Genomic DNA, 12,364 nt, shown 5'->3' on the forward strand with positions numbered 1-12,364 from the left:
GGAGCAAGAGGATGAAGATTGCTATTAGCAAAATTCCTTTTTCAAGGTATGGATCTTATTTTGTTATTTCTTATTTTGAAGGGGAGTTATTGTTAAGAGACGTTCACGGCGGCGACGAGTCGCCGAGTGAACTGTTTCGTTTATCATTCAACGAAGAAGTAGCGTTTGAATGCAATGAAACAAAGTTTACGGTATTTAGTAAGAATAATGCCGAAAATAAAATAGAGTTTATTTATCCAACCGATAAAACAGTGCATATCCGGACTACAAGGATGGCATTGAAACTTGAAGCGATCAAAGTTCGCTATGATTCTTTCAATCAGATGGGTAGCAATAGCTATGAATATATTTCTTATAAAAAAGAAACCAAGTACCACCTGGAGGTGTTATCAGGAAACCTTTCAGTCGATGCACCATGGAAGACAGTCGGTAACGAACATATTAGGCTGGAACTCGCTAATGATAGTGAATTATACCTGACAAATTACCGAGTCATTCATGAATCAGTAACGCCGCAATCTTTTGAAGATGCACACGTAGCGGTTCAAAAGGAATATCAAGAATGGCTCAATAATATGCCCACCACTGATCCACAATATCAGTTGCCGCATGACCTAGCTTCTTATTTACTTTGGACGAATACGGTACGAGTGGATGGTTTCTTGAATCTTCCCATTACTTATATGTCGAAGAACTGGATGCAAAATATTTGGAGCTGGGATAATTGTTTTAACGCCATTTTGATGGCGGAAAATTATCCCGAATTGGCTTATAACCAGTTGAAAATTTTTAATAACTACCAAGATGATTCAGGCGCTTATCCGGATTTCATCAACGATAAATATGTTTCTTATAACTGCATTAAACCCCCGATTCATGCCTGGGCTTATCAGAAAATGATGGAAGTGAATCCAAAATTTTCCGAGGATAAATTTTTATCTGAAATGTATGATAGTTTTTCTCGTAATACCAATTTTTGGTTAAATCATCGCACGCATGATGGCTTACCGTATTATACCCATGGTAATGATTCAGGATGGGACAATGCCTCCATCTTCCATGAAGGTTTCCCCGTTACTGCGCCAGATTTAACTGCCTATTTAATCAGGCAAATGGATATCCTTGGTGATTTCGCCGATAAATTGGGCAAGCAGAAAGAAGCGCATGACTGGCGGGAAAAAGCCGATCTTCTCTATGATAAATTTTTGCCGGCATTTTTTGATGGCAAACAATTACGCGCTTTTCATACTTTTTCTGGTGAAAAAATCAAGAGTACGACGAGTGCCATCTTATTCTTGCCGATTGTCCTTGCTTACCGCTTCAATGACGCTGACAAAGAACAACTGATTTCCGAACTTCTAAATCGTTTTGAATGCAAGTATGGTATTGCAACAGAAGAACCAACCAGCTCGCTCTTTACCGGAGATGGTTACTGGTTAGGGCCGGTCTGGGCACCGGAGACGTATATTTTTGTGGATGCTTTATACGAAGCTGGCTACCATGATGATGCGCTGCGGATTGCGAAGAAATTCTGCGATGCAACATTAGTCGGGGGATTAGCTGAAAACTTCAACGCACATACAGGTGAGGGGAATGATGATTTAGCCTTCTCGTGGACTTCCAGTGTGTTTCTGCTTTTAAATCAAATGAATTTGGAGGAGGACTAGTTTCATGGGTGAACGTATCAAAGGCCAGATAGGATTGTTTATCGTGGCAATAATTTGGGGATCTGGTTTTGTGATGAGTTCTATCGCATTAGAGTCTTTTTCTCCAATCCATATCCTGGCACTGCGCTTTACGACTGCTTTTCTGTCGATGCTGATTCTTTTTTATAACCAGTTAAAACATATAACCAAAGCGACATTGATCAAGGGTGGCATTCTGGGGATAATTTTATATCTCGCTTTTTTCTTCCAAACTGTAGGGCTTGTGTATACGACCCCTTCAAAAAATGCTTTTTTGACCGCATTTAATGTTGTGTTAGTACCGGTGATTGGGGTTGTTTTCTTAAAGAAAAAAATGTCCCGGATGACCATAATCGGATCCATCTTTGCTATAATTGGTATTGCTGTAATGTCCCTCAATGATTTTAATAGTGTTAATGTCGGTGACATCCTGACCTTGATTTGTGCGATATTCTTTGCCTTGCAGATTATTTATACCAGTACTTATGTAGCTGGAGAAAATGCTTTTGCCTTGAATACTGTTCAAATGGGCACAGCAGCTATCTTGGCAATGAGCGTGGCAATGATACAGAATAAGCCAATGGATTTTTCAAGCTTGTCCGGTAACCTATCCATCCTGTATTTAGGGATCTTTAGTACGATGTTGTCGTTCTTATTGCAAACAGGCTCGCAACAATATACAAAAGAGACTGAAACAGCCATTATCCTTTCAACAGAATCTGTTTTTGGAATGTTATTTTCAGCAATTCTCTTGAACGAATTTATTTCTGGCCGCATGCTGGTTGGAGCCCTATTGATTCTGATGGGAGTTATTCTTGTGCAATTAAAACCGAAACCAAAAGTACATAAGAAGACGGTGGCCCTTTATGAAGAAAAAAAGAGTGACTATTAAAGATATAGCGACAGTAGCAGGAGTCTCTCCCGCTACTGTTTCGCGTGTTCTCAATTATGACGAAGATTTGCAAGTAACGATTGAAACAAAGAAAAAAGTTTTTGAAGTGGCTGAGAAATTGTCTTATGAACCGGTCAAAAAAAATAATACTGTAAAAAAAATTATCGGCTTGTATTTTGGGATTGATACGAATGTCGAAGTAGAGGATACCTACTATTTAAGTCTTCGCGTGGAGATTGAGAGTTTACTTAAGGTGAAGGGGCATTCGATGCCCATCATAACTTTCAATGATACCCGTTCTTCGGTCCGACATGTTGATGGCATTATCTGTGTCGGTTTGTTTTCCAAGGACCACATCAATTGGTTGGAATCACTTCAGAAGCCATTGGTGTTTGCGGATACCAGTCCCAACCCTGACAAGTTTAGTTCGGTTAATTTCAATCTTGGTCGGGCAACCAGAAAGGCCTTAAACTATCTTTTAGAACTCGGTCACAAAGAGATAGGTTTTATCGGTGGTAGGGACGACTTAGATCAAGTAGATGATCCCTATTTTATTGGCGATGAAAGACAAGATACGTTTATACAATATCTTTCACAAAGAGGGCTCTTTAATCCAGATTTTCTGAAACTAGGTACTTATTCACCGAGAACCGGTTATGAGATGTTTCTTGAGTTAATGGGAGAGAGTAACAGACCTTCGGCAGTCATGATAGCAAATGATTCGATGGCAAGCGGCTGTTATAAGGCGGCGCATGAATTGGGGGTACGAATACCTCAAGATGTAAGTTTAATAGGTTTTAACGACTTAGCCAATGCGCAATACATGATTCCACCTCTAACGACGATACGCCTGGATATCAATTATCTTTCGGAACTGGTTATCGATTTGATAGAAAAAACGATCAATAAAGAAATACCGTTGCCGATTCAAATTGTTGTTCCGAGTACTTTGATAGTAAGAAAAAGTGCACAATTCTATAAAGAATAATAATTGGGTTCTAGGTTATTGGATGTTGGTGAAGGAAATGCCCTCCGGTCTGCGTGGTTGCTTGTGTACTGCCGTGGGACCGCCCGGAGCCTGTAGTCTCCGGGCTTGCAAGCCTCAAAGGGAGCGTAGACGCTGAAGCGCCAACGTTCCCTACTTTCGCATTGCATCCTTGACACGGCCACAAGCAACCCCACCGACCTACGGGATTTCCGACAGGAATACCTACCCGAACCATAAATGATAGTTCCTGATTTTGTTAGTAATCGCAAATACTGTTGGAGACATCCTCTCCAGCAGTATTTTTTTCGCAAAAGTTCCAACTCAAACTTCTGAGCTGGAACTTTTTGTAAAATAATCCAACTCAACACAAAAAAACAGAGTGAGCCGGAACATTTCAGGAAAAGTTCTGACTCACTCACTAAAATCATACTTGAGTTGGAACTGTAGGCCATCGCATTCTCATAATTCTTGCCTCAAAACCATCACTTAATTGACATGTTTGACTGAAAAATGAGATTATAGTTAAAAAAGATTTGACTATGCATGACAAACAAGGTTATAATCTCGTTAGTTAAAAATTAAAAGATTCTAATCTATTTATTGTGGGTTGGTAATTTGGAGGGTTGACGATGGTAAAGAAGGCAAAATTAAAACTATACGCGACAAGTTTAGCTGCAACGGCGTTGTTGGCAGCATGTGGCGGGGCATCTACAGGTACAACTGAAAGTACCGCAGATACATCTTCAAATACAGAAGCGACAGGGGACAAATTACTTGATGTCCAATTTGATGTTGAGGTAGCTTCACTGGACCCGCAAATTGCAACTGACGGGGCTTCATTCCAAGTCATTGCCAGTTTGATGGAAGGTCTATACCAACTAGATTCATCCGGAAATGCAGTGGCAGGTTTGGCTGAGAACACAGAAGTCAGTGAAGATGGTCTAACCTATACATTCACTATTAGAGACGCAAAATGGTCCAATGGTGATGCAGTCACAGCGAATGACTTTGTTTACGGATGGCAACGTTTGGTTGACCCGGAAGTGGCGAGCGAGTATGCGTACATCATGGATATTGCCGGCGTCGAAAATGCTGCTGCAATCATGGATGGCTCCGAAACGCCTGATAAACTAGGTGTAACAGCTAAAGACGATAAAACATTAGAAGTGAAATTAACACATCCCGTTCCTTTCTTCGAAAGTTTGATGGCATTCCCATCCTTCTTCCCGATGAATGAAAAATTCATGACCGAAGTCGGAGCTAATTACGGAACGTCACCAGAAACAACAATCGCAAACGGTGCATTCACATTGGAATCCTATGAACCTTTAGCAACAAGTATCAAATTAGCAAAAAATGCTGATTACTATGATGCCGCTAACGTTGCAATCGAAGGCTTGAATTTCCAAGTCATCAAGGATTCTCAACAAGCCATGCTGTCTTACCAAAATGGCGATTTGGATGTAGTAACGTTGGCCGGTGAACAAGTTGACTTGTTCAAGGATGATCCAGAATTCACAAACATACAAGATGGTTACCTCTGGTATGTTTCAGTAAATACGCAAGTTGAAGGATTGGGCAACAACAAACTAAGAGAAGCCGTTGCAAAATCGATTGACAAAGAAGCAATTGTCAACACTGCTTTGAAAGACGGTTCAGTCCCAGCTGACTTCGCGATTCCAAATGGTTTGGCTAACGGACCAGATGGTAAAGATTTCCGGGAAACAGCCGATACTTACTTAACGCACGATTTAGACGCTGCAGCAGCATTGTTTGAAGAAGCGAAAGAAGAATTAGGTGCGGAAGAATTCACATTCAGCTTACTGGTTGAAGATACTGAAAGTGCCATCAACGTTTCACAAATGATTAAATCACAAGTTGAAGCGAACCTTGAAGGCCTAACCGTTGAAATCGAACAAATGCCTAAGAAAACACGTTTGGAACGTATGCAACAAAAAGATTATGACATGGGTCTGACACGTTGGGGACCTGACTACGCGGATCCGATGACATACTTGGATCTATGGGTTACGGATGCGTCTAACAACAATGGTAGCTGGTCTAATGAAAAATACGACGAACTCGTGGAATCTTCTAAAACAGGAGACCTGGCTAACGATGAAGAAGCGCGTTGGGAAGCTCTAAAAGAAGCTGAAAGCATCTTATTGAATGATGCAGCAATCCTGCCTGTTTACCAAAAAGGTAGTGCAGTAATGGTGAAGAGCAATGTTAAGGGAGTAGACTCCCATGCCGTTGGAGTACCAAAAGTTTATAAAAACGCAACAATCGATTAATAATAGTTTCTGAAAATGGAAAAGGCACGGGTGTGAAAGGACAAGATGCGGCTGCGTCCGTAACAAATCCAACGCGCTCGTCTTTTTCATTTTGAAAGAAAGGACCAATCAAATGAAAAAATATATTGGAAAACGTCTCGTTATGTCCATTGCCACATTATTTGTTATTGTTCTCGTTTTATTTATCCTAATGCAGTGGATGCCTGGTTCCCCGTTCAACGACGAGAAACTATCCATCGAGCAACAAATGGTGCTTAGAGAGAAATACGGATTAAACGATTCCGTTGTGGTTCAGTTTTTCCGCTACGTCAAGAACATGTTAACGGGTGATTTTGGCGATTCTTACACGATTTCCAAAAATACACCTGTATCGTTTCTCTTAAAAAACCGTCTCCCTATTTCATTGATGCTGGGAGCTATCTCCATCGTATTAGGAACGATTTCCGGTTTGGCTTTGGGAATCTTGGCAGCTTTGAAACATAACACTTTTATCGATACAGCCGCAACTTTCTTTTCAGTTATTGGGGTTTCAATTCCATCTTATGTGTTCGCTTTGGGTCTTTCGTATTATTTAGGCTTTCAATTGGGGTTATTCCCGATGCTGTTCAATCAAGATCAAGGTTTAATTGCGTATGTTCTGCCAGCCATGGCGTTAAGCATGACGGTAACGGCAACAGTCGCGCGTTTTACCCGGACAGAGATGATTGAAGTATTGAACTCGGATTATGTGCAACTGGTTGAGAGTAAGGGTGTTTCCGGTGTGCAATTAATCTTCAAGCACGCATTGCGAAATGCATCCATCTCCATCATCACTATCTTGGGGCCGTTGGTTGTTAGCTTGATGACCGGTAGTCTCGTGGTTGAGAAAATTTTCTCGGTACCTGGAATCGGTCAATTGATGATTCAGGCGATTCAATCCAATGACTATAATGTTATTTTGACATTAGCATTCGTTTATAGTGCCATGTATGTGGCCATCATGCTGGTGGTGGATATTTTATACGGTGTCCTTGACCCACGGATTCGCTTGGCAAAGGAGAATGTAAATGGATAATACAATTCACAACATAAACCAACTTCCAAAAGAACTGACCTTTGTTGAAGATAAAGATGTCTTATTGGAAGAAAGTATTTATACCGAAGATCCTCAATGGAAACAAATGCTGAAACGTGTTGCCCGCAACAAAGGTTCTGTATTTGGGTTCATCATGATTGTCTTGATTTCCTCGTTGGCCATTTTTGGTCCCATGATTTCCGGATACGAGTACGATCAACAAATCACCGGTCATGAGAGTATGGCGCCACGTATTCCCGTGCTTGAAAACCTGGGTATCTTTGACGGATCCGAAACGTTGAAGACCTCCACGGGAGAAGTCGTCGTAAACAAATACGAAACCTTGACGGGTGGCGAAGATGTCTACCACTGGTTCGGCACCGATGTTTTGGGGCGTGATTTATTTACCCGGACCTGGATGGGGACTCGAATTTCCCTTTATATCGCACTGATTGCGGTAATCGTGGATGTATTGATCGGGATGTCTTACGGGATGGTTTCCGGTTATTATGGTGGTGCAATCGACAATATCATGCAACGGACCCTGGAAATCATTAATGGTATCCCGAGTTTGGTTGTTGTAACGCTATTGATTATCATTTTGAAACCGGGTCTGTTGAGTATCACCTTGGCAATTGCTTTGACCGGATGGATCGGTATGAGCCGGATTGCCCGTGCTTCGATGTTGAAGTTGAAGGGCAGTGAGTATGTATTGGCGGCCCGCACAATGGGAGCCAATGACCTGCAAATCATGTTCAAGGAAGTCTTGCCCAACATCTTCTCGCAACTCTTGATCATGTCGATGTTCTCAATCCCAAGTGCGATTTTCACGGAAGCTTTTCTGGCGTTTGTGGGAATCGGGATTCCCGTTCCGATGGCCTCGTTGGGATCATTGATTTCCGAAAACTTTAAATCATTAACAACACATTTTTATATGATTATTCCACCAGTATTGGTATTGGGACTATTGATGTTGAGCTTCAACTTGCTCGCAGACGGGTTACGTGATGCGTTAGACCCAACGTTGAAAGAGGTGTAACACATGACACGAGAAAAAGTATTGGAAATAAGGGATTTAGCCATCAGTTTCAAGACACATGGCGGCAAACTGAAAGCGGTCCGTGGCATTGACCTCGATTTATACCGCGGTGAAACAGTTGCGATTGTGGGGGAATCCGGAAGCGGGAAGTCCGTGACGGTAAAAGCCATCATGGGGATTTTAAGCAAAAACGGAACCATTGAAAGTGGCGAAATTAATTACACCTATGAAGATAAAGAAACAGAAGTGACCAAGAACATTTTGGAATTTTCCAAAAAACAAATGCGTAACACGATTAATGGTAAACGCATTGCGATGATTTTCCAGGATCCAATGACTTCATTGGACCCAACCATGAGCATCGGTAACCAAATCATGGAAGGTATGCGCACGCATTACAAGACGCCGAAAAAAGAAGCATACGAAAAAGCGGTACGCTTGTTGGAACTGGTTGGTATCACCAATCCGGAAGAACGCATGAAGAGCTATCCACATCATTTGTCCGGTGGAATGCGTCAACGGATTGTCATTGCCATTGCTTTGGCCTGTGATCCCGATGTTCTGATTTGTGATGAACCGACCACGGCATTGGATGTAACCATCCAAGCCAAAATTTTGGAACTGATCAAAGACATTCAAAAGAAAACCGGTATTTCCGTTATTTACATCACTCATGATTTGGGCGTGGTAGCGAAAGTTGCGGACTACGTCAATGTGATGTATGCAGGGAAAATCGTTGAGAAAGGTACAACCGACGAGATTTTCTACAATCCGCAACACCCGTATACATGGGGCTTGCTGCTTGCTATGCCTGATTTGAATACGAACACGGATAAATTGTATTCCATTCCCGGTAATCCACCAAACATGGCCAGGGAAATCGTTGGTGATCCCTTCTATCCAAGAAATGCGTATGCTCTGCATATTGATAAAGAAAAAGAACCACATCTCATGAAAGTGACGGATACACATTTTGCGGCAACCTGGTTGTTGAGTGAAAATGGTCCAGAATATACGTTACCAGAAGAATTGGTGGAACGTATCGAACGGATGAAGAAGGAGGAAGAAACGTATGGCGTTGCAAAGTGAACCACTATTAGCAGTCAAAGATTTAAAACAATACTTTAAGGTAAATCGCAACTATACAGTGAAAGCTGTCGACGGCATATCCTTCGATATTTATCCGGGTGAAACATATGGTTTGGTAGGGGAATCCGGAAGCGGAAAATCCACGATTGGCCGCTCGGTTATCCGTCTTCATGACATTACCGACGGCTCGATCAATTTCAACGGTCAGGATATTTCCGGCAAGTTAAAAAAAGAAACCAACAGTATGCTGCGGACGAAAATGCAAATGATCTTCCAGGATCCGATGGCAAGTTTGAATCCACGCAAAAACGTCATGGATATTGTTGCCCATGGACTTGATATTCAAGGTACTGCCGGCACAAGAAATGAACGAGCTGAAAAGGTCATGGCTATCTTGGAACGGGTCGGTTTGTCCCGCGATTTCGCTGGACGTTTCCCGAGTCAGTTTTCCGGTGGACAACGGCAACGTCTGGGGATTGCCCGGGCGTTGATCATGAATCCTGATTTAATCATTGCGGACGAAGCAATCAGTGCACTGGATGTTTCCATCCAGGCGCAAATTGTTAACTTGATGAAAGAAATCCAGGAAGAAACCAATATCGCCTATTTGTTCATCGCCCATGACTTATCGATGGTTCGTTACATTTCCGACCGCATCGGTGTGCTTCATTTGGGACATATGATTGAAACCGGCACAACCGATGAAATCTTCAACAATCCGATTCACCCCTATACGAAATCATTGATTTCCGCAATCCCGCATGCGAATCCGGTCGTTGAACGTAAACGTGTTGCGTTAGCATACGATTATGAAACGAGTGGATTGGATTATACCAAAGGCACACAGCATCTGATTGATGGCACCCATTATGTTCTGGGAACTGATGAAGATGTGACTGGGTGGTTGCAAGAAGGGTAAGTTCAGATTCAACTTCAAAGAGAAGTACCTCATTCGAATAGAGTGGGGTATTTTTTTGTTCTGGGTTATTGGTAAAGGAAATGCCCTCCGGACTGCGTGTTGCTTGTGTGTTGCCGTGGGACCGCTCGAAGCCTAAAGTCTCCGGGCTTGCAAGCCTCAAAGGGATATGGGTGCTGTCGTAAATATAAAAACAAACATTTTCGTTAATTGATAAAAAATTCACAATGAATAAGTGTATATTTGTGCATTTTGTCATATAGGTCTATTTTTAAAAAAAGATACTAAAAAAGCTTTTAAATGGACTCTTGAAGAGTTTTGATTCAAACGTTTTATATATATTAACTAAAAAATAACGTTTTTTTGTTTGTTTTGGCTAAGTCGCACACTCTAACATTGTGATAATATGAACTTATCAACAAAGAGGGAACAAAAACACCCCTCCTTGGAAAAGTCACTACTCTAATAAAAGGAGCGTTATATATAATGTCTGAAGAAAAAATGATCAAGGTTACTCCTAATGAACTACATGAATTAATTCAAAATAAACTTGAAGCAGCCGGTTTGCCAAAAGAGCAAGCAGTAGAAACAGCAAACCACTTGGTTTATGCCGATTTATGCGGTGTGCACTCACACGGTGCGGTCCGCGTTGAATATTATTCCGAACGTATCAACAAAGGTGGCATCACTCGTGAACCAGAAATCGTATTTGAAAAAACGGGGGAAAGTTCCGGCGTATTCCATGGTGACAATGCCCAAGGACAATACGTGGCAAACCTGGCGCTTGAGCCAGCCATCGAAATGGCGAAAAAATCAGGTGTGGCAGTAATCGGTGTTTCTAAATGTGGGCATACCGGTACACTTTCATACTACTTGCGTAAAATTGCTGAGGCTGGATTAGTAGGTATGGCCATGACCCAATCCGATCCGATGGCGGTTCCTTTCGGCGGAGCAGAACCTTACTATGGTACGAACCCACTTGGCTTCGGTGCTCCAAGTTCAATGGACACACCACTGATTTTTGATATGGCAACAACCGTTCAGGCATGGGGAAAAATCCTGGATGCGCGTTCGAAAGGTCGTTCAATTCCATCTGACTGGGCTGTTGACAGCGATGGTCAACCAACCACAGATCCAAATGCAGTTAATGGTTTGATGCCAATTGCAGGACCAAAAGGGTATGGCTTAATGATGATGGTGGATATCTTCTCTGGTATTTTGATGAACTTGCCATTTGGTAAGCACGTCAGCTCCATGTACCATGACCTTCATGCAGGTCGTAACTTGGGCCAACTATACATCGTCATCGATCCAGCACGCTTTGGCAATGCTGATACATTCAAGGAAAACATCACCCAGACAATGGCAGAATTGAACAGCGTTAAACCGGCTACCGGCAATACAAGCGTTCGTTACCCTGGTCAGGGATCCAACCAACGTTATGAGAAAAACAGAACAGAAGGCGTGGAAATTCCGGAATCAATCATTAACTACTTGAAATCAGATGTTATTCACAGTGATAATTACGAAGGTTTAGGCGCCTTCGCTAACTAATATTTTATTTGGAGGAAGAAAAAATGTTTAATTATGAAGGTAAAGTTGTCGCAATTACTGGTGCATCAAGTGGTTTGGGAGTCCAAATGGCAAGAGGTTTTGCGAAACAAGGCGCAACAGTTGTCTTGATGGCACGTCGCGTCGACCGCTTGGAAGAAATCGCTGAAGAAATTAAGGCAGCAGGTGGAAAAGCATTAGCTATCCGCTTGGACGTAACAAATGACGAAAGTATCCAAAATTCACTAGATAAAATTTTAGCAACATACGGTAAAGTGGATGTATTGGTAAACAATGCTGGCGCGAGTGAAGGCGGTGCTATCACTGAAATGACCAACGAAGCTTGGGACTTCACGATGGAGCTGGACTTGACAAGTGTCTTCAAAATGACGCGTTGCTATTCAAAAGCGATGAAAGAAGCGAACTACGGCCGGATTATTAACATCTCTTCCATGTATGGGTTGATGGGTACGAATCAACTGCAGTCAGCTTATCACGCTTCTAAAGCCGGTGTCGTGAACTTCTCACGTGCTGTTGCGGGTGAGTTGGCCGAACATAACATCACTGTAAACACTATTTGTCCTGGTTACTTTGAAACGGAATTGACCACGGACACTCTGAATACAGATGCATTCCAAGGTTATATGGATATCACTGTCCCAATGAAACGCTACGGTTGTGCAGGTGAATTGAACGCTGCAGCCATCTTCCTGGGATCAAAAGAAGCCTCTTATGTAACAGCTGTTACTATGCCCGTTGATGGCGGCTGGAGTGCTTGTAAATAATTTTTTTTGAAATACCTCCTTCAGTAAAACACCCTCAAAATTATTTTGAGGGTGTTTTCCTTTCGTACTTT

Annotated in this window: 10 protein-coding genes; all 10 read left to right on the forward strand. The window is 42.1% G+C overall.

The window, feature by feature from the left end:
• The first annotated feature begins 11 nt into the window (after window positions 1-11).
• Complete coding sequence (locus ACTVAI_RS02930; RefSeq protein ID WP_443485840.1) at window positions 12-1,667, forward strand: amylo-alpha-1,6-glucosidase; 1,656 nt, start codon at window positions 12-14, stop codon at window positions 1,665-1,667.
• A 4-nt stretch (window positions 1,668-1,671) separates the two neighbouring features.
• Window positions 1,672-2,577 (forward strand): DMT family transporter, encoded by a 906-nt coding sequence (locus tag ACTVAI_RS02935; RefSeq protein WP_443472518.1) that lies wholly within the window; start codon window positions 1,672-1,674, stop codon window positions 2,575-2,577.
• Window positions 2,552-3,565 (forward strand): LacI family DNA-binding transcriptional regulator, encoded by a 1,014-nt coding sequence (locus tag ACTVAI_RS02940; RefSeq protein WP_443485841.1) that lies wholly within the window; start codon window positions 2,552-2,554, stop codon window positions 3,563-3,565. The genes ACTVAI_RS02935 and ACTVAI_RS02940 overlap by 26 nt, the downstream gene beginning before the upstream one ends.
• 629 nt (window positions 3,566-4,194) lie before the next feature.
• Entirely contained in the window at window positions 4,195-5,859 is a 1,665-nt protein-coding gene (locus ACTVAI_RS02945; protein WP_443485842.1) for a peptide ABC transporter substrate-binding protein, read from the forward strand.
• Between the two features lie 112 nt (window positions 5,860-5,971).
• A complete protein-coding gene (locus ACTVAI_RS02950; protein ID WP_443485843.1) occupies window positions 5,972-6,913 on the forward strand; it encodes an ABC transporter permease in 942 nt (313 codons plus the stop codon).
• Window positions 6,906-7,952 carry an ABC transporter permease gene (locus ACTVAI_RS02955; protein WP_443485844.1) on the forward strand — a complete coding sequence of 349 codons (1,047 nt, stop codon included), beginning with the start codon at window positions 6,906-6,908 and terminating at the stop codon, window positions 7,950-7,952. The genes ACTVAI_RS02950 and ACTVAI_RS02955 overlap by 8 nt, the downstream gene beginning before the upstream one ends.
• 3 nt (window positions 7,953-7,955) lie before the next feature.
• Window positions 7,956-9,041 carry an ABC transporter ATP-binding protein gene (locus ACTVAI_RS02960; RefSeq protein WP_443472513.1) on the forward strand — a complete coding sequence of 362 codons (1,086 nt, stop codon included), beginning with the start codon at window positions 7,956-7,958 and terminating at the stop codon, window positions 9,039-9,041.
• Window positions 9,025-9,960 (forward strand): ABC transporter ATP-binding protein, encoded by a 936-nt coding sequence (locus tag ACTVAI_RS02965; RefSeq protein WP_443485845.1) that lies wholly within the window; start codon window positions 9,025-9,027, stop codon window positions 9,958-9,960. Before ACTVAI_RS02960 ends, ACTVAI_RS02965 begins: the two co-directional genes overlap by 17 nt.
• Window positions 9,961-10,443: 483 nt before the next feature.
• The gene (allD, locus tag ACTVAI_RS02970) at window positions 10,444-11,511 is read left to right on the forward strand and encodes an ureidoglycolate dehydrogenase (protein ID WP_443485846.1); all 1,068 of its coding nucleotides are present in this window, start codon (window positions 10,444-10,446) and stop codon (window positions 11,509-11,511) included.
• Between the two features lie 23 nt (window positions 11,512-11,534).
• Window positions 11,535-12,293, forward strand: coding sequence for an SDR family NAD(P)-dependent oxidoreductase (locus ACTVAI_RS02975; protein ID WP_443472510.1), 759 nt, complete (start codon window positions 11,535-11,537; stop codon window positions 12,291-12,293).
• The last annotated feature ends 71 nt before the right edge of the window (window positions 12,294-12,364 follow it).

Origin of the sequence: Jeotgalibaca sp. A127 (assembly GCF_052266745.1) — a bacterium.
Classification (GTDB): domain Bacteria; phylum Bacillota; class Bacilli; order Lactobacillales; family Aerococcaceae; genus Jeotgalibaca.